The following is a 17,993-nucleotide window of genomic DNA, read 5'->3' as shown; positions in this document are numbered from 1 at the left end:
TCTTTAATACTAAACCTTTAGTTATAACTTAGTTGGCGTAACCAAATGCTCTTATGAAGACACTATCCCTCTTTTTGCTGAGTTTCCTAGTCAGCACCTGCATATTCGCTCAAAATCCCTATGCTATTAAAGGAACAGTAACTGATACGGCTGCTACCTATAAAATGGTCAATTCAGCAGTTACCATCATCAACCAAAAAGATTCAACGTTAGTCGGGTTTACCCGTGCCAATGCCGAGGGTATTTTTTCTCTGCCCAATCTGAAGGCCGGTAAATTCATTTTGCTCATCACCTATCCTGGCTATGCAGATTATGCAGAAGAGTTTGCGCTGGACAGTGTGAAGCACCTGAGAGATTTCGGACAGGTAAACCTCATGCTCAAGTCAACCCTCTTACAGGGCGTAATTATAAAAGGTAAAGTTGCAGCCATAAAAATAAAGGGCGATACCACCGAGTTCAATGCAGGTAGCTATACCATACAAGCCAATGATAAGGTGGAAGATCTGCTAAAGCAACTTCCCGGTATCACCATTGATAAAGACGGAAAGATCACTGCACAAGGCAAAACAGTCAATAAGGTATTGGTAGATGGCGAAGAGTTCTTTGGTGATGACCCCACTTTAGTTACCAAAAACCTTCGGGCAGATATGGTAGACAAAGTACAACTGTACGACAAGAAAAGCGATCAGGCTACTTTTACCGGCATCGATGATGGTGTAAAGGACAAAACCATTAACATCAAACTCAAGGAAGATAAAAAGAATGGATATTTTGGCAAACTGGAAGTTTCTGGAGGTACTGATAAATTTTATGGTGCCCAGGCTATGTTCAACCTTTTTAAAGGTAAACAACGTTTTTCCGGTTACGGAATTACAGGCAATACCGGTACCGTGGGGCTTGGCTGGAACGACAATAGCAAATACAGTAGCTCAGGCGCGGTAACCGAAGTTTCAGAAGATGGCGATGTTATGATGTATATGGAAGGAGGAGACGAACTAGACTCGTGGGACGGGCGCTACAATGGTCAGGGCATCCCAACAGCTAAGGTAGGCGGGCTACATTATGAGAATAAATGGAACAGCGATAAATATTCCCTAAATACCAATTACAAAATAGGATCAATAGGCGTAAAAGGTAGTAGGAATACCCTCACACAAAACAACCTACCAACAGGACTGTTAAATAACAATTCAGACCAGCTGTTTGACAACCAAATGTTCAGGCAAAAGCTAGATGCCACCTATACCATCCGTATAGACTCCACCTCTACCCTAAAATTCACAATTGATGGGACAAATAGGAATAGCAAAACCAACGATCAATTTGGCTCTTCCAACCGCCGTGGAGATAGTACATTACTCAATACGGGCTCACGATTTTTAAATAATGACGAAGACCAGCAACTGTTCAACGCAGGCGTATTGTGGACAAAAAAACACAAGAAAAAAGGGCGTACCATTTCATTAAACATCAAGCAATCCCTTAGCAAGAGTGATGCCGGAGGCAACTTACTATCTACCAATCAATTTTTCAATACTGCAGGCATCATAGATAGCACACAGCACATCAATCAATATAAAACCAATAACACCGAAAGTTCGGTTACAAATGCCAACCTGACCTACACAGAGCCGCTAACAAAACAAATTAGCCTTACGCTTAATTATGGACTAAACATCAACAATACCAACTCCAACAGAAAATCTTATAACCAGTCGGCATCTGGCAGTTATAACATTCTTGATCCGCTTTTTAGTAATGATTACCAGTTTGATCAGCTCAGCAATCAGGGTGGTGCCAACTTTAATTACAGAAAAGAGAAAACCACAATAAGGCTGGGCACCAAGTTAAACGCGGTAAGCTTCAACCAGACGGATGGCTATACGAGCCAGTCGTTCAAAAGAGATTTCATCAACTGGAACCCGCAAGCATCCTATCAATATCGCTTTTCCCAACAAAGATCAATCAGCATAGATTATTCCGGCCGCACAGATCAGCCACAAATTGGTCAGATACAGCCAATCCGGGTAAACACCGATCCATTAAACATTACACTTGGCAATCCCAATCTGCGCCCTTCTTTCTCTAATAATATAAATGCTTATTATAGCGCGTATAAAATCCTTACAGAACAAAGCATTTGGATAAGTGCATCTTACGGAGTAGAGACAAACTCCATTACCAACAGTACGAATACAGATGCTGCAGGTAAATCCACCTATCAATCCATTAATATCAAGGATAAGAATCCAACCAGTTTCAACTTCTACGCCTCAACGGATAAAAAAATTAAAGCCCTGGATATAAATTTAGGACTGGAACTAAATGGTAATGGCAATACCAGTTACAATATGGTCAACGATGTCCTTAACCAGTCCCGCTATGCGGATGTATATGGGAAGTTTTATATGAGAAAGAATAAAGAAAAAAAATACAGCTTAAGCGCTGGAGTGGGTCCGGCTTACACTACTATCGTTTCATCGTTACAAAACTCAGGCAGCAAGGGCTGGGGCTTAGATGCCAACTATTATTTCAACTTCTACCTTCCAGGAAAAATAGAACTTAATTCTGATGGGGTATATACCTATAAAGCCCAAACACAAGCATTTAATGATCGGCTTGAACGCTTTATCATTAACGCTGGTATCAGTAAGAAATTTCTGAAAACAGAGGCATTAAGGTTAAGCTTAAAGGCCAATGATTTATTCAATCAGAACAACGGCTTCACCCGATATGCAAGTGGCAATATGATTACCCAAAGCAAATTCACCACCATCAAACGCTACTTCATGGGCTCCATCAGCTGGGATTTCAACAAAATGGGTGCTGCGCCAAAAAAATAACCTCATTATGAAAAAAACTATATTACTCATCACGGCAGTTCTTTTTGCCATGCTAAATAATGTCCGGGCACAAAATGTTAGATTTCCCTTTGAAGGCACAATTGATTTTGAGAAAACCATCAATGTGCAAGGCCTCCTTAAGAAATCCTTAGAGAACGCTCAAGATGGTTTCATGAGAGAGATTTATGAAGCACAGATCAAGAGTAGCCCCCAGTTCAAAGTACTCAACAGCACACTCATCTTTACCAAAGACAAGACACTATATACCCCTACTACCCAGCCAGAATCACGGGGCTTTAACGACGACCCGATGATCAAGCAAAACAGCGTCATCCAGACAGATCTTTCTACCGGCACTTTTGTGGCGCAGAAAAAAGTATACGAAGAAACTTTCCTGGTGAAAGACAGTGTAAGAAAGATCAACTGGAAACTCACAAGCGAGGTCCGCACCATTGCAGGCTACGAATGCCGCAGGGCAAATGCTATTATTCTCGATTCAATTTATGTAGTCGCATTTTATACAGACAAGATTCCGGTATCAGGCGGACCAGAATCTTTTACAGGTCTGCCCGGCATGATATTGGGTGTAGCTTTACCCCATGAGAACATCACTTGGTTTGCCAAGACAGTTACTGACCAATCCATATCAGCTACAGCCGTAAAGCCCCCACTAAAAGGGAAGGCAACAGACAACAAAGGCTTGCGCGATATTATAAACGGGGCATTAAAAGATTGGGGAGCCTATGGAAAAACTGCGCTTAAGGCGTTTATGCTTTAGCCTACCAGTAACTTATAACCTTTACCATGCACATTAAGAATTTCAACTTTTGGATCCTCACGCAGGTACTTTCTTAGTTTACTCAAAAACACATCCATACTGCGCCCGTTAAAGTAATTATCGTCATGCCAAATACTCAACAAAGCCTCCTCGCGGGTAAGCACTGCATTCTTTTTTAAACAGAGCAATTTTAATAACTCTGCTTCTTTGGTTGATAGTTTTTGTTGCTGACCTCTAAAATGGATGAGCTGAGCAGTATAATCAAACTCATATTCACTAATCTGGAAATTGGTTTGTGATATACTGCTATCCATGCCATCTTTACTCTGAACACGCTTTAGCAAGGCATTTATCCTTAACAGCAACTCTTCAATACGAAAAGGTTTGGTAATATAATCATCGCCACCCAGATCATACGCAGACGCCTTATCTTCCATCATGGCCTTTGCCGTAGCAAAAATAATAGGCACATGAACATTAATCTTTCTAATCTCTTTACCCAGTGTAAATCCATCCTTTTTTGGCATCATCACATCCAGTATACACAGATCGAAATCTTGTTTGGTAAAGGCACGGAGACCTTCATCTCCATCCACACAAAGTACTACATCAAATTTACCTTTGAGCTGCAGGTAGTCCTGCAACAGCAGTCCCAGGTTTGGATCATCCTCTACCAATAAAATTCTTTTCATGTGCTGTTAATTTAGTTAACCGGTAAGTTTATAATAAATGTGGTTCCTTTATCTTTTTCGCTATGCACTTTAATAGTTCCGCCCATTTGCGTAACAATATCCTGAACATAATTTAGCCCCAGGCCAAATCCTTTTACATCATGCAGGTTACCGGTTGGCACCCTGTAAAATTGATCAAATACCCGTTTAGACTGCTCTTTAGTCATCCCAATTCCTTTATCTGCCACTTCAATAATTAACAATCTTGAGGTTATGACAGTCTTGATGGAGATATGAGGCTGTTCCAAACTATACTTATTGGCATTATCTACCAAATTGTAGATCACATTAGAAAAATGCAGTTCATCTCCATAAATGATGGGATCAATGGCATCCAGATCAAGCTCAACCGCAGCATTTTTCTTTTCCAATTGGAGGTGCATACTATCCAGTACTGCCGTAATCAGGTCATTCACATTCACCTCTTGATGCTCCAGCTTAAGTTCCTTTTTCTCCAGGCGTGCAATGCTAAGCACACGTTCAATATGGTTGCCCAGCCTTACATTCTCATCATAAATGATACCCGCAAGCCGGGTTATCCGCTTTTTGTCTTCCACTATTTCCGGATCCTTGAGCGCTTCACTAGCAATCATAATAGTAGCTACAGGCGTTTTAAACTCATGAGTCATGTTGTTAATGAAATCCGTTTTCATTTCAGATATCTTTTTCTGCTGTAATATGGTATAAATGGTATAAGCAAAAATAAATACCAGCACCAACAATAACCCTGCAGACGAAGCCATGGTCGTCCACATATTACCCAATATCAAACCATTCTTATTCGGAAAGCTGACATACAATATCCCGGGATCACCAAATATTTCGTTATTAAAAAGTGTAGTCTTAAACGTATTGCCCGGTAAATTCTCATCAATGGCATTAGAGGCCTTTCGGTAAACAAGCGAGTCCTTATCCGCAGTCTTTAACCAGAAATCATAAACCAGGCTAATGTTACGATTTAGCAATTCCTTTTTAAGCAGGGTATCCAGATTATCACGATTTACACGCTGATTGATTGGGACGTAGACTTGTCTCATCTCCTTTTCCAGGTCCGCCAAATAATTCAGATTACTGGGATCAGACACCAATGTATCCTCCATTAATTTCTTTAAACCCTCTTTGTATTCCTGCTGGGCTATATTATCTTCAATCTTAAATTTTGTAGCCATTTCTGCCCTCACCCTTTCCAGTGTAAAAGCAATTGGGTTTAGCGTAGTTGGATCAAAAGCAATGTACCTGATGCTATCTGGTATATCGCTACTGTTCATAGAAAAAGTAGAGGGTCGTTTTAATGATATAATGGTCTGGTTTATTCTTGCGCGTACATTACCAAACTCGTCTTTGTATAAATCTACCTGCACCTGTAAAGGTGACTTCCCTTTGGCGTCTTTGGCGGAGATTTGCTGAAATATTTCCTCGGTTATTACCGTAGGATTAGAGAGGTTAATACTTAGTAAACTATCCCGTCTGTTAAGGTCGCTATTTATTTTTTTTTCCTGCGCATACTTTCGTTTGGCTTCCAGATCCTGAAAGTTTTCCTTAAAATCGACAATCTGTTGGGCCTTATCTCTAAAATCCCGCTCTTTTTGTTGTTTAACCTGTAAATGTTTCTGGTCTATATGTACCGCTGCGTAACGCTTCTGAACCTTATTAACCACGGCATTAAGTACCTCGTTCACATCATTTTCAAAGAGCTGCGACTTCAAGTTATAGGCCTCTCTGATGTAATAAAGCTGCATGACAAATACACCAAGCAAAGCTATGGTCATCAGGGCAGTTATCAACCAAAGGGTTCTTTTTTTCATATCAGTATACCAAAATTAATGAAGCATTAATATACTAAAGGTTATTTAACATATTTTAACAGACAAATCGATTGCACTTAAGCGCAATTTCGATGTTTGTATTCCCTAAATAACCCAAAAAATCTTGTAAGATTACCGTTGTAAAATTATTTATAGGATTGCCATGCCAGTACTCATATTATTTAAGACCGCTTTATCTTGATGATAAACCGAATTTTCCTCCTGGATTGAAAATCCATTAAAAAGCTCCCTTCATCCATTCGATAAAAAAGATAAGCTGCAATTTTGTACTGTCAATGAAGACAAAATAATTTTAAAACAATGTCACGTTTAACAGCACTGAATCCAGAAACAACAACTGGAAAAATCAAAAGACCTGATTGATAGGGCAAACGCACAGCTTTTGTAAACAAGTATTAGAAGTATAGCTTATAATTTAATAACATCAATATTATCAACACTGACCAAAGCATTGTATGACCTTAACCCAATGCTTCCGCTTTTAAATTCTTGATCGCGAACAGAGATAACGGGCTGATCACTTCGATTTATGAATACCTCTATTTTGTCGCCAAAAGCTTTCACCATAACAGCAAATTTATTGTTGACTTTAATTGCATATTTAGCCGAGGTTATGACTGTCCACTGTGTACCGTTTGATTTGCCAAGCTCAATCCGACCTGTTTCTGCATTAAATCCAAGGTAATAACCTCGGTAGGCTTCAGATCCGATAGCAGGATCATTTACCCTAAACAAAAGTCCGGCGTCTCCCGTTGAATTCACTGATACATCAGCATTGTAGACAAAGTCAGAAAACTTAGTAGCAGTCGCAATGATCTTCGTGCCAGCTCCAGTCCGCCCATCTTCATTGGGTGCTGCATGAATGGCATTATCTTTATAGAACCACGCTCCCCCGTAGATTACCAAACCTTTGGCGGTATTTTTATCGAATGTTTCCTTATAAGTCTGAGTAATAAGGTTAGGCTTTCCAATTGTAGGAAAAATGCTGACCCGAAGGTTTTCAGATCCAAACGGCACCAAAGTAATTTCTTCAATTTTTTCACTGGAAGTCATCGGGCTATATGGAACATCAAAGGAAGCAGTCTTGTTATAGTCAAGTGTCCAAGATGGTATTTGCTTAGCTTTAATTACCAGTTGAACGGGTGTTTGCTCCTGAACGAATGGATTTTCAGGCATTGAAGTTCTTTTAACCTGAATTTCTTTATCAAGCTGAACGTTGTCTAACAACAAACCGTAATTCCAAGGCGATGCTGGGGTTATTGCTGTTTCATAGAATCCTTTCACAGCAAATTCTCTAATATTTTTTTCAGCTTGCTTTATTTTCAAAGCGTACAAAATTGGACCACGTTCGATACTAACTGCATTATTCACCTGTTTCTTTGCCATTAGGTGCATCGGAAAATCAAGAACAACGTTGTCATTGTTTTTCCAGATCCTGTTTATAGTATGCAATTCACCTGTCTTAACTCCTGTTACAAGCTTGCCGTTTACCTTAACTTGTGGAGTTTTACACCACCCAGGTATTCTTAGCGTCAATGGGAACGAAACAGTTTTGATAGTTACTATTTTTAACCGAATCTGCTCTTCAAATGGATAGTTGGTATCCTGTTCAATTTTTATCCTATTATTACCAGCAACCATCGCAGTGATTTCCATTGGACCATAAGTGTTTATTGCCAAGCCGCCTTCGGGGGTTGCCATGCAACTATTTTTCACAAAATAAGGCCAGCCCATGTGCATGTTATACCTGCAGCAAGGAAATCCAGAATATGGTCCTGGAACAATGCTATTGGAGTAATCTTGGTTAAAACCATGTTGTCCTGGCACGCTGATGACCTGATTGGGCAATGTATAATAGGTATGTTGTTTTAAATCTTTGCTAAACTGGGCTGGAAGGGCATTGAAGGCTACCTTTTCAAGTTGATCACCAATTTCGGCACTATGTATAATTCTTGAGGCTGTTTCTAAACTTTGCATCCACTCTACGACGGTACAAGTCTCAACCCCTTGTACGGAGCTCTTACCTGACAAGCGTTCTGTACCAGATGCCAGACCATGAGGTTGTCCATTGTGGTAAAGAAGATGGTTGATGCCATTTTCCAATGCATCACTATAGTATGCTGAATGGTTTATCTGTGAGTAAATCGCTGGAAATTTCAACGCCTGCGCTACATTTACCATATGCTTTGGCTGATAATCATTACCAAAATAATCAAACTGATTTTTATTGAAGATATCGGCCCAATGGTATGATTGTGTTTTTAGCTTCTCAGCCAATTCCAATAAATAACTTTCTCCGGTCTTATTATAAACCCACAGCGCGATTTCTATATTATCACCAGCTCGTGATTTTCCCCATTCCTTCAGCGGATCTTTATCAATATTTTCCAGTTCATATTTCAGGTATCTTGATAAAAATGGAATCACTCTTTTATCATTAGTAGCTTCATAGTAGCTTTGTAGGGCATACATAAAAGGCATTCTTGGCCACCAGTCCTGCATGTTTGCCGGGCCGAAAAGTCCATTTTCCTGCTGATGTTGTAATGTATAATCCAACCACTCTTTGCTTTATCTTTTAGATTTTTATCGTCCAATGTATAAGCAAGGGCAACAAGCCCTTTAAGGTAATAAGGTGCCTTTTCCCAGCTTTTCCCAGTGCCTCCCAACCAGTCTGCATCTTTACCCAGATCATCCTTTCCTGGATACAACTCTTCTGCATGCCCTGTAAATCCATCTTTTTGGAGTTCGAGTTGCTTCAATAGCCAGCCCTTTGCTTTTATACTCCCTAAAGGCAATTGTACATAGGTATCCGTTTTTAGGGGCTTACGGTTAAACGAATAATTTGGAGAATGGTCTTGCTGAGCTTGGGTGGCGTTAACTACACAAAAGCAATAAACCAATGTTATTAGTATGATATGTTTCATTTGAGCAAGTTAAAAATTAATAAATTTACCTTTCTATTTCATCATAAAGCTTCAAAGTAGCTTTCAAAGCATCTTCAAGACAAGCAATATAATTTTCAAGTGGCCATTCCTTTATGTAACCAGATGCCTTAAGGGTTTCAGTGGCCACAGTTACATTATTTACCTTTGCACTTAGGTCACTTTTTAAAGATTCTATATCTTTCATTGGAATTATAATGCTGCATAAACTTAAGGAACCTATGATGAACGAGACCTAGTTACAGTAACAGAGATCAGTTACAATAAGTTAGAGTACGATTTTTAATAAAAAAACTATAGCATGTTATGAAACTATTTTGGCATAAAGATAAGCAATTTATTCCTTTCGTAACTAACTACTAAAAAATAGTAATAGCAATAAATTCCAGGTATTTAAGTAAAAACCGATATGTACATTTTTGAGGAAGCCTACATAGTGAGTTGAATTACTTAAAGAGACATTCAAAGCACTGTCTAATCAAGAATTTAATCATAAGTCGGATAATATTCAAAAGGCAACTGGTCGCCGAGCCTCTTTTTTCCCAAAAAGCCTTCGATGAAAAATGTATTGAAATGACCGAGACTGCCTTTTTTATCAATTAATGCTTCGTTTAAATAAAGCTTAAGTAAGGAACCGTCATAATTCAATAAAATAGTCTCAGCTTCCATTTTTGCATCTAATTTAATTCTAGAAGCCTCCTTTGGGTTGTAATGGACATACAGCTCATTTTTAAATTTTAAGGATACAAATGCTGAATCAACAATATAAACTAGGGTGTCAAACTGTACCGGTCTTGGGTCAATACTTAGGTCTTTCGCCTGCATTGCCTCATAGAATTGTGTCGAGAATACGTGATGAGTTAAAAAGCCTTCCTTCAGTACTGTGTTTTGGTAAACTGAGCGAAAGAAATGCATGAGGGATCCGTAATAAGCTTTTTTCCTGCTTTCTTGCCATTTACGTCGTTCTTTTTCTGTACCCTTAAGTTCTTCAAAAACAGCTTGGCCATCGTAAAGAGTAACGTCTGTCAATGAGCTATATTGAAACATTTTAAGCAAGTACTTAATTCGATATCCTAAAGCCCTGTTTTCTATAACTAGAAAATCGTCTGTTGATGCTTTAAGTACCCCTTCTTTTTTACTAAAGTCAAAGTTTATTATGCTATCATTGAGTATTTTACAATTTTTAGAGTTTTTTGATATTCCTAAAAAACTTCTTTTAAACAGCTTGTAATTTTTGTCCCGATCATCACTAGAACCAATAACTACTTCCTTCAGCGTGTCACTTGTTTCTTTCAAAACAACTTCAAGAAACACATCTTTATTAACTAACTGTATCTCTTGAACAGAGGAGGAGTAACCTAACGTTCTGACTACTAAAGGAAATGTTCCAATTTCTAACCTTTCAAATTTGAATTTACCCTCCGCATTTGTTACTGTAATCTTTTGAGACCCATTAATAAAAACGGTTGCTGATTTTAACACCTCTCCTTTTTCATTCACTACCCGACCTTCGATCTTAAAATAAGATTGCGCATTAACGAATAACACTTGAAAAGAAACAAAAAGAAATAGTAGAAATATTTTGATTGAAGTAGTTGCAGACATATATTAATACCTCACAATTTATAGATTACGGATCACTTAACAAAGTTATGTAATGGAATCTTAACTTGCATTATAAGTTACCCTGTATGAACGTTTCTGCCTATGTGTTGACGTTCGGCAAATCAGGGTAATTTCTGCCTTTAAAATTTTAATGAAACGTTATGAGAATGCTTTTAGTAGGTATGGCTGCATGTTTTTGCTTCATGAATTCCTCTTGTCAATCCACAAGAAATAAGTTGGTCGGAAGTAATATAGACTCCTTACTTAAAACTCCTGTATTATTGCCTGATTCCGGATATTCCAATACCGAAGTTGAATTTGTTGCCAAGTACGGAGGGGAGGCTCGGGAGATTGAAGGTTCTCTAAGAGATCGTTTTATGCAATTCCAAGACCAGCATCCAAAACTTAATTGGGATACTACCAATACTACCGCTGCATTTAAAATCGGTGACACAACTATATTTCTTCCACTAGCCGGGGGGAACAATGGGAAACTCGGCTTTCTTGTTTTTTCTTGGGGGAATGAATTTACGCCTAAAGTAAAGGTGAAGGCTCAAATGATTATCAGTAAATATCTAAGGTATGGTGTAAAGCGTGATTTCCTTGTTAAAGAAATTGAGGTAATTAAGTAAGTTCTCAGGCATATCTTTCAGATCATATTTCTTAACTGAATTTACCTGATATTTGGAGGAGCTAACCTCAAAAAATTACAATTTGCCTACAGCAGATAAATTTTCACCAGCATTTATACGATTAAGATATCTATTAATCTCGTTACGAATCATCGGTATAAGTTTACTCAGCTGAGTTTCCATATTTTTTTGATAATCGAGAATCGGTATATTAATTTCCTCTATAGGTCGCTTTTTCTTGCCCGGGTCAGGATCAGTAAGATCGTATTCATGGAACTGTGTTTCATACACTGTTTTACCTTCAGTAATAAATGTTAGGTCATAAATTCCGCTATCTGAAAGCCTTTTAAATCTCTTTAACTTTTCATGATATATCTGTTGCTTATGCTTCAGATAAAAGCTTGCAAAAGGAGATTTTTCCATAGCAAAGGGCTTGTAGGAATAGCAATCATCAAACTTCTGGATAAACGTTTTCGAGCCGAACACCCACATCAAGAATTTAGTTTCATTATTGCTACATCCGCCAAGAACATACTCAGTAGTCATCCCCCCGTGTGGAAAATAGACAACCAGATCTTTAACACCCATATCCTTTAAAAATTCTATTTTTTCTTCTAACCGCTCTCCCTTTGTTCCATAAGCCATATTCCAATAATATTGTGCAATGCCACTTGAAGAACTAAGCTTTTGGCTTAATTTGCTATGCGCATTTCCCGCACTTACCAAAGTATTAAACCAAACTTGCTGATCCACACTTTCTTTATTCTTCAGAATCAGATTAATGGCTTGATCATAATATGTAGTCGCGCTATCAAGATTATTAGCAGCTACCAGGGAGTCTGCCTTACGCTGAAAAAAATTAAAGCTTTGGGCGGAGCTACTTTGATGGAATAGAAGAACTAAAAGACTGAGCATTAATCGATTCATAACTATAATGGTTATTCTCAAATATAATTATTTGCTGTTGAAAACCAGCTATGTCAGATATTCTGGAGAAATATCTCAAGAATATCCGGTGACCTTTAATTGGCCCAATGACCACCGTATTAGACAATGGACTGATCTACATAAATAAAATATACGCTATGATATAACACATATCGATAATCAAATTTAATTTTAAAGACAGAATGAAATTTGTTAAAATCTTATGTGAACTTTAATAATAAGTTGCAAAATTTCTTCAACGACATTTTGCCTTTTAACATTTGGATTATTAAAAAAAGACCGTTTTTTGATAAGAATTGAGATGAGTATTTGAGAATTACATTAAGAACTATATTTAATATCTAGTGGGAAAAGTCTAACGACGTAGTGAGCCTATTTGGGATAGTTTCTATAATAAGTCACAGATGCAGTAAGGGTATTAACTATTTCCAAATGGGAGTTTCTTTCCAGTGATTTAGAAAGCCAAGCTTATATATTGGAACATTTGGATAATCTAAAAAAAGCTGTAAAATCTTGTCTTTGATATGATGCCCCGGAGTCACTTGATTGCACATATACAATAGTGCCGAAACCATCAGGAAAATCTTTTTTTCTTGTACTGTCAATAGAGGGCTAGAAAACCATAGACCTTTTGGGTTATTTAAATTGTTTGGCTTTTTGACCATTGTTCTGCTCCATAGCCTGGAATGATGAGCAATAATATTTCTTAAATATGTTATCGCTTCTAGCCAGCTAGACAATTCACTATGTATATTAAAGCCCATTTCTTGGGCTATTTTTGATTTTTCTGGAAGTTGAGCATTTAGACATTTGTATAATTTTGACAAGCAGCCCATTGAAGCCACTTCTAAAATTTTCCACGCATCTGCTGGAATATTAGGATAACGAGTTCTGTGATCTTTGATAAATATTTCCTGACTCCGATTGAATTCTTTTGTTAGTTCAGCAACGGTGTGTAAGTGCGGTGTTTTAATTATTCCGTTGATTTCGATCGTTCTATTTTGGAATATTGAAGGATCAAAATACCAAAGGCCTCCAAACTTTAGAGATAATATATAGATCATTTTTGTCCTTAATGCAATCTCTATGCGTTCAACACCATCAAAAAGGATAAGTCTTAGTTGACGGTCGAAATTGTACCGATCTATAATGTCTTCGAAATAAGTATCCGGTTTGTAGGTATGACTATTTAAGTTGTCCTGCATGTCCCACCAGTAACCCTTGAGCCGATAATAACTGATATTAGAAAGGAGTTGATTGGCTGTAGCTTCCTCTTTAAAAATCATTCCACGGCTTTGTAAAAGTAGGATCTGATCTGGAATGCTGTAGGCAGGTTTGTTACTTGGCATAAAAAAAATGACCCGAATGCAGTTCTAACGGTATGCAAACGGGTTCTGTTATTACAAATATAGTAATGGTATAATGCACTACCAAATAATTTTGAACGTTTAAACCAACATTCACCAAGTCTACAGCAGAATTACAAGCATTAACATCCATCTCCTCTTCAAATCGGTGATATTTTACTCATTCGCTAAAGCCATCAATCGCTTTTTTATTTCATCTGTCTGGCTCCATCGAAAATGTCCATCAACCACTCCCCCACGCTTATTAACCAGCGCATAATGAGGTATGCCGGTTATCTGGAACTGCTTGGTTAATAAATTATATTGATCATTAGTTACACGGTAATGCTCTCCCTTGATGCCAGGCATTACGGTGTGGTAGGCCTTTTCTGGCGAAGATGGATTGGTGATGTACAGAAACACAATGTCCTTGTTTTGTGCCAGTTCCTCTTTCAATGGGGCCATTTCCTTGATGCTGTTCATACAGGGCACGCACCAGGTAGCCCAAAAATCAATAAACACTACTTTGCCTTTAAACTTATCCATTAGCTTTACAAACAAGCTATCGCCCGGCGTGTTTGTCGGGGATTCATTGTAGGTATAACCTGTTTGGGTTTTAACGCTTCTGATACTTGCTTTGATCCTTTCATTGAGATGCACCACATCCTCCAGAAGAAACTTGTTTTTTACCTTCGACTTTAGATCGGCAAACTGCGCAGCAGACAAAGTATCTTTCTCAGCATCCATCCCCGCTGATACGGCCCTCAGGTACATTAAATCAAGTCCCAATGAGCTTTCCCTGTTTAAAAGCCCTTTCAAAACAATTGGCCTTGCTTTCTCTAAATCCCCAGGCGTGGTTGCGGTTTCGTAGTATTCTATTGGTAACTTAATGTCTTTATCTACGGAATCTAGAATTTTAAGCTTCTTCATTTCCTTAATATAGTCTTCGCGCCTAATTCTGTCATAGATTGGATGTATGTACATGAGTTGGTTTATAAACATATTATAATTAAATGACGCCATTGCTGCCCTATCATATTTCATTCCTTTTAAAAAATCATAGTAGCCGACACCTAACCTTACCGGAATTAGCACTGGCTTTTTGCTGGCAAACGATAGTTTATTTTTTGTGCGGTAGGCATTTTCCAGCATATAATTATACTGGATCAAGTCGTAGCCAGTCTGGTATTGTATGTTTTGACGGGCCAGTTCAATGCCGACTTTTCCCATGCCCTCCTTCTTTGCCACACTATCAATCTTGCTGAGCTTCCGCTCCATGCGCTTTAAAGTATAGGTTTTGTATTGCTCCGGCGTTAATTGGTATATGTCAGCGTACAAAACATCATAATTGTAATCCAATAAAATTGGCCTCACCTTATTGATGTCATTATTGATTATTGCCAATTTGCGATCACCCTTAAACACGGAGGTTACTTTAGGGACATCGGCGATGTCAAAGTCCTGTATTAGATTTTTACCAGGTTCAAAATATACGTAGGTATAAAAAAATGGGAAAGTCACTAAACACTCCTGACCGCGGAGCAGGGAAAACCTTGCGGAAAATGTACCGTCAGACTGTATTTCAATCAAATACACCTCCTGCTTGCCGGTTACTATGTTATTGACAAGCAGTTGTGCAGTTCTAAAACCCATGTTATTGGAGTAGCCCTTTATTGTACCTGTATAGGTGGTCTCTTTGGATTGCGCAGATGAGACATAGACTGACAAGAGCAGACAGATAAGAAATAATAGTTTTTTCATACTTAAGAAGCGTTAGGTCGATAAGAGTATCGAATTTGGTTTATAAGGCCTCAAATTACAGATATTTCCTGAACATATCAAAAGTACCACTGGCAAGAAACAGTTATCCTAATACCTTCATAAAAGATACTTTCTCAGATATAACAGTTATCAGGCATTTTTGGGTCAGGATCTTTTAGATTACTATTAAGCCCTCCTTTTTCGATAATTAATCTGGATCAGAAGCCAGGCTATTTGTAGCGGTTAAAACGAATTCATGAATTTAGCCAGAACGAATTCATGAAAAATTATTTTATTTATCGTATTTTGAGACTACCTTATAAATTATGATTTTAATTTAGTTTGCCCATAGTTTTAAAGGTGTTAAAAAAGTTAAAATTTATGTAAGGTGAATAAATCTTATACTTTCGCCAACTTACGATGATGAAATGAGAAAACTTATTTTTACTAGATGTAATAGTGTTTGCATCTTGCTCCGTCTTGATGACTCTCATATGAAAATTATATTAATTTTAATAGTGCTTTTTTGCTTGAGTATCCCTTCAAATGCGCAGACTTTTTCTTTAGACTCGACTTATACAACTGAGCAGAAAGACAATATGTCTGAAAATGCTTTTAATGGCAGCTTAGAAAAAGCTCATTTAAGATACAATCCGCCAATTGGCTTTTCCACTGTAAAAATTTCGAATGCAGAAAAAGGACTTTTTCTTGATATCAACTATAGATGGATTGCCAATTTTTTTAAAGTAATAGTTAACAAAGATACTAGCATCGCGATAGGATTAAGCATTTTTCCTCCTTGGAAATTTCAGGGTAAGATGTTCGATTTTGTAGGTAATGCTAAAATGGGGTTTATCTCGCACGTGGATAGTATAAAAAACACTTATCATTACTTGAGCAAAGCAGATTTAGCAAAGTACAATGCTACATATGGTGTTGAATTTTCAGCGAAAATGGCCAGGTCTTATATGGGCAAATTTACAAATCACCGAATGGTTTACATTGCTCAACAAAACTTTCAAATTTACATGGTCTTTTTTTACAAGAATCAATCGTCGATTGAAATGGAAAAATTCATTCATGATAATTTAGGAGTGATTGAACTTGTAAAATGATTCAATTTTTTACGGCTGGGAAATAATGTATCCCAGCCATAAATTTATTTCTTATCCGTTCTATTGGTTTCCAAAATTCGCCCTATTAACCATCTTAAGCGTTCGGTAAATAGCGTCTTTGAAAAGTATTGTCAAATATTATATACTATTTATTTTACTGCATAATTGGACTTTAGATGCCAGTAAAAGAGTGGCAGAATAGTGGGTTGAGCCAGGTCGGCTACTGCCAGGACAAAGGGCTAAACTTTAGTAAATTCAATTATTGGGTACGTAAATAACGTCCGGATTCCACACCTAAACAGGGCTTTATTCCGATCCAGCTGGAAAAAGCCACAGTATTATGTTACTGATTTATGTTCAAATTAGACATCGAATACCAAATTGATCTAGATTGACTATTCATCACTATAATGAAATCGGCATTGGACAATAGCACACTGTTGGTCTTTCCCTTTAGTTCCAGATATCTGGTAAACTAGGCGATGCTCACCCGTAATACGTCTGGACCAAAAGCCTTTTAAATTATGCTTCAAAGCCTCAGGTTTACCCAGGCCATGGAAAGGAGTTCTTTTAATTTCTTTCAACAACTCTCTAATCTTTATTTCAACCTCTTCATCATTATCCATCCAATACTCAAAATCTTCCCAGGCTTCAGGTGTAAAAACTAAATTCATACCTTATGCTTTCACTGGAATTTCGTCTTCAAGAGTAAACGATTTAGTATTACCTTGATTTAGATGGTCAATAGAACGTTCAAGACGTCTACGATTCGCATCAGTTGACATTAGATGTGCAGTTTCAGTAAGGGCATTATATTCTTTAATAGAAATTACCACTACAGCATCATCCTCATTATTATTGCGTGGAATAATCAAAATATCTTCTGTTGCACTTACTTCATCAAAGTAATTTTTCATGTTCGTCCTCAGGGACGAGATAGTCACTGCTTTCATAATTACAATTTTGTACACTCAAATGTACGTATCATTGTACGAATGATAAAATTAAATTTCAAATACTCTATAACTTGGCTAAAGTATATCAGTTAGAATTGTCAGGTGACCATCGGCTATATAAAGTCTTATTGTGCTATCATTATTCCCTCGTGGCTGTTGCAGAAGGGGTATAGATCAGGAGTATCTTTCCTAGATCTTACTCACGCTGTTGAAAAAGATTAAGGTTAAAAACTTTACCTGTTAAAGCTACAATCAGATTTGTCTGAAAAATTACAGTTGCCATGTCTAGTTCATTGAGAAAGTATTATTTGGAACCTCATTCCGATTTTTTAGAAAACGAGGCAGGTAAAAAGCATACGAAGAATAGGAGTTTTTCTGCGCTACTTAAGTATTTCATTCCCTATAAAACTAGTTTCTTAAACCTTTGCCGATGGGTATCTTGTTTGGGATAGTTTTACAAAAAATACGGTACGAACACCAACTGTCGATTAGGCTGGTGCGACAGTTGGT

General features: G+C 37.6%; 16 protein-coding genes. 5 read left to right on the top strand and 11 right to left on the bottom strand.

Translation table 11 applies throughout. The features are described from left to right. Positions 1 to 53 precede the first annotated feature (53 nt). Positions 54 to 2,843 (top strand): outer membrane beta-barrel family protein, encoded by a 2,790-nt coding sequence (locus tag ACVWYN_RS02990; protein WP_457287335.1) that lies wholly within the window; start codon positions 54 to 56, stop codon positions 2,841 to 2,843. A 7-nt stretch (positions 2,844 to 2,850) separates the two neighbouring features. Beyond that, positions 2,851 to 3,621, top strand: coding sequence for a GLPGLI family protein (locus ACVWYN_RS02985; RefSeq protein ID WP_457287334.1), 771 nt, complete (start codon positions 2,851 to 2,853; stop codon positions 3,619 to 3,621). Here ACVWYN_RS02985 and ACVWYN_RS02980 read toward each other — a convergent pair. The 6 genes from ACVWYN_RS02980 to ACVWYN_RS02955 form a co-directional block, all read right to left on the bottom strand. Continuing rightward, positions 3,618 to 4,313, bottom strand: coding sequence for a response regulator transcription factor (locus tag ACVWYN_RS02980; protein WP_457287333.1), 696 nt, complete (start codon positions 4,311 to 4,313; stop codon positions 3,618 to 3,620). The genes ACVWYN_RS02985 and ACVWYN_RS02980 overlap by 4 nt on opposite strands. Positions 4,314 to 4,324: 11 nt before the next feature. After that, positions 4,325 to 6,157: a sensor histidine kinase gene (locus ACVWYN_RS02975; protein WP_457287332.1), complete on the bottom strand. Its 1,833-nt coding sequence runs from the start codon at positions 6,155 to 6,157 to the stop codon at positions 4,325 to 4,327. A gap of 429 nt (positions 6,158 to 6,586) precedes the next feature. Continuing rightward, positions 6,587 to 8,659 (bottom strand): beta-L-arabinofuranosidase domain-containing protein, encoded by a 2,073-nt coding sequence (locus ACVWYN_RS02970; RefSeq protein ID WP_457287657.1) that lies wholly within the window; start codon positions 8,657 to 8,659, stop codon positions 6,587 to 6,589. After that, complete coding sequence (locus ACVWYN_RS02965) at positions 8,602 to 9,102, bottom strand: hypothetical protein (protein ID WP_457287331.1); 501 nt, start codon at positions 9,100 to 9,102, stop codon at positions 8,602 to 8,604. Before ACVWYN_RS02965 ends, ACVWYN_RS02970 begins: the two co-directional genes overlap by 58 nt. Before the next feature lie 25 nt (positions 9,103 to 9,127). Next, on the bottom strand, positions 9,128 to 9,307 hold the full coding sequence (locus ACVWYN_RS02960; RefSeq protein ID WP_457287330.1) for a hypothetical protein: 180 nt from the start codon (positions 9,305 to 9,307) through the stop codon (positions 9,128 to 9,130). 299 nt (positions 9,308 to 9,606) lie between these two features. Then, positions 9,607 to 10,725, bottom strand: coding sequence for a carboxypeptidase-like regulatory domain-containing protein (locus ACVWYN_RS02955; RefSeq protein ID WP_457287329.1), 1,119 nt, complete (start codon positions 10,723 to 10,725; stop codon positions 9,607 to 9,609). Between the two features lie 161 nt (positions 10,726 to 10,886). Here ACVWYN_RS02955 and ACVWYN_RS02950 point away from each other — a divergent pair, with 161 nt between their 5' ends. Further along, complete coding sequence (locus ACVWYN_RS02950) at positions 10,887 to 11,357, top strand: hypothetical protein (protein WP_457287328.1); 471 nt, start codon at positions 10,887 to 10,889, stop codon at positions 11,355 to 11,357. A 75-nt stretch (positions 11,358 to 11,432) separates the two neighbouring features. Here ACVWYN_RS02950 and ACVWYN_RS02945 read toward each other — a convergent pair whose 3' ends face one another. The 3 genes from ACVWYN_RS02945 to ACVWYN_RS02935 all read right to left on the bottom strand — a co-directional run bounded on the left by ACVWYN_RS02945 (position 11,433) and on the right by ACVWYN_RS02935 (position 15,412). Further along, on the bottom strand, positions 11,433 to 12,284 hold the full coding sequence (locus ACVWYN_RS02945) for a hypothetical protein (protein WP_457287327.1): 852 nt from the start codon (positions 12,282 to 12,284) through the stop codon (positions 11,433 to 11,435). Positions 12,285 to 12,727: 443 nt separating this feature from the next. Beyond that, entirely contained in the window at positions 12,728 to 13,654 is a 927-nt protein-coding gene (locus ACVWYN_RS02940; protein WP_457287326.1) for an Abi family protein, read from the bottom strand. Between the two features lie 174 nt (positions 13,655 to 13,828). Then, positions 13,829 to 15,412, bottom strand: coding sequence for a TlpA family protein disulfide reductase (locus ACVWYN_RS02935; protein ID WP_457287325.1), 1,584 nt, complete (start codon positions 15,410 to 15,412; stop codon positions 13,829 to 13,831). Between the two features lie 494 nt (positions 15,413 to 15,906). On the opposite strand from ACVWYN_RS02935, the gene ACVWYN_RS02930 reads away from it, so the two are divergent. Both ACVWYN_RS02930 and tnpA read left to right on the top strand, forming a co-directional pair. Further along, a complete protein-coding gene (locus tag ACVWYN_RS02930) occupies positions 15,907 to 16,527 on the top strand; it encodes a hypothetical protein (protein WP_457287324.1) in 621 nt (206 codons plus the stop codon). Positions 16,528 to 16,703: 176 nt separating this feature from the next. Then, the gene (gene tnpA, locus ACVWYN_RS02925) at positions 16,704 to 16,805 is read left to right on the top strand and encodes an IS66 family insertion sequence element accessory protein TnpA (protein WP_457287323.1); all 102 of its coding nucleotides are present in this window, start codon (positions 16,704 to 16,706) and stop codon (positions 16,803 to 16,805) included. 117 nt (positions 16,806 to 16,922) lie between these two features. On the opposite strand, the gene ACVWYN_RS02920 is transcribed toward tnpA, so the two are convergent. Together ACVWYN_RS02920 and ACVWYN_RS02915 are read right to left on the bottom strand one after the other, a co-directional pair. Beyond that, entirely contained in the window at positions 16,923 to 17,201 is a 279-nt protein-coding gene (locus ACVWYN_RS02920; RefSeq protein WP_457287322.1) for a Txe/YoeB family addiction module toxin, read from the bottom strand. 3 nt (positions 17,202 to 17,204) lie between these two features. Continuing rightward, the gene (locus tag ACVWYN_RS02915) at positions 17,205 to 17,480 is read right to left on the bottom strand and encodes a type II toxin-antitoxin system Phd/YefM family antitoxin (RefSeq protein WP_457287321.1); all 276 of its coding nucleotides are present in this window, start codon (positions 17,478 to 17,480) and stop codon (positions 17,205 to 17,207) included. Positions 17,481 to 17,993 lie beyond the last annotated feature (513 nt).

The sequence above is a fragment of the Pedobacter sp. UYP24 genome (genome assembly GCF_054057295.1).
Note: the sequence above shows the minus strand (reverse complement) of the source record. Positions and strands in the feature narration are given on the sequence as shown.

Bases quoted from the DNA above. Each gene is read 5' to 3' on its own strand.
- ACVWYN_RS02950 (WP_457287328.1), top strand. From the start codon at position 10,887: ATGAGAATGCTTTTAGTAGGTATGGCTGCATGTTTTTGCTTCATGAAT.
- ACVWYN_RS02940 (WP_457287326.1), bottom strand. From the start codon at position 13,654: ATGCCAAGTAACAAACCTGCCTACAGCATTCCAGATCAGATCCTACTT.
- ACVWYN_RS02960 (WP_457287330.1), bottom strand. From the start codon at position 9,307: ATGAAAGATATAGAATCTTTAAAAAGTGACCTAAGTGCAAAGGTAAAT.
- ACVWYN_RS02945 (WP_457287327.1), bottom strand. From the start codon at position 12,284: ATGAATCGATTAATGCTCAGTCTTTTAGTTCTTCTATTCCATCAAAGT.
- ACVWYN_RS02965 (WP_457287331.1), bottom strand. From the start codon at position 9,102: ATGAAACATATCATACTAATAACATTGGTTTATTGCTTTTGTGTAGTT.
- ACVWYN_RS02935 (WP_457287325.1), bottom strand. From the start codon at position 15,412: ATGAAAAAACTATTATTTCTTATCTGTCTGCTCTTGTCAGTCTATGTC.
- ACVWYN_RS02930 (WP_457287324.1), top strand. From the start codon at position 15,907: ATGAAAATTATATTAATTTTAATAGTGCTTTTTTGCTTGAGTATCCCT.
- ACVWYN_RS02990 (WP_457287335.1), top strand. From the start codon at position 54: ATGAAGACACTATCCCTCTTTTTGCTGAGTTTCCTAGTCAGCACCTGC.
- ACVWYN_RS02975 (WP_457287332.1), bottom strand. From the start codon at position 6,157: ATGAAAAAAAGAACCCTTTGGTTGATAACTGCCCTGATGACCATAGCT.
- ACVWYN_RS02985 (WP_457287334.1), top strand. From the start codon at position 2,851: ATGAAAAAAACTATATTACTCATCACGGCAGTTCTTTTTGCCATGCTA.
- ACVWYN_RS02920 (WP_457287322.1), bottom strand. From the start codon at position 17,201: ATGAATTTAGTTTTTACACCTGAAGCCTGGGAAGATTTTGAGTATTGG.
- ACVWYN_RS02955 (WP_457287329.1), bottom strand. From the start codon at position 10,725: ATGTCTGCAACTACTTCAATCAAAATATTTCTACTATTTCTTTTTGTT.
- ACVWYN_RS02915 (WP_457287321.1), bottom strand. From the start codon at position 17,480: ATGAAAGCAGTGACTATCTCGTCCCTGAGGACGAACATGAAAAATTAC.
- ACVWYN_RS02980 (WP_457287333.1), bottom strand. From the start codon at position 4,313: ATGAAAAGAATTTTATTGGTAGAGGATGATCCAAACCTGGGACTGCTG.
- ACVWYN_RS02970 (WP_457287657.1), bottom strand. From the start codon at position 8,659: ATGCCTTTTATGTATGCCCTACAAAGCTACTATGAAGCTACTAATGAT.
- tnpA (WP_457287323.1), top strand. From the start codon at position 16,704: ATGCCAGTAAAAGAGTGGCAGAATAGTGGGTTGAGCCAGGTCGGCTAC.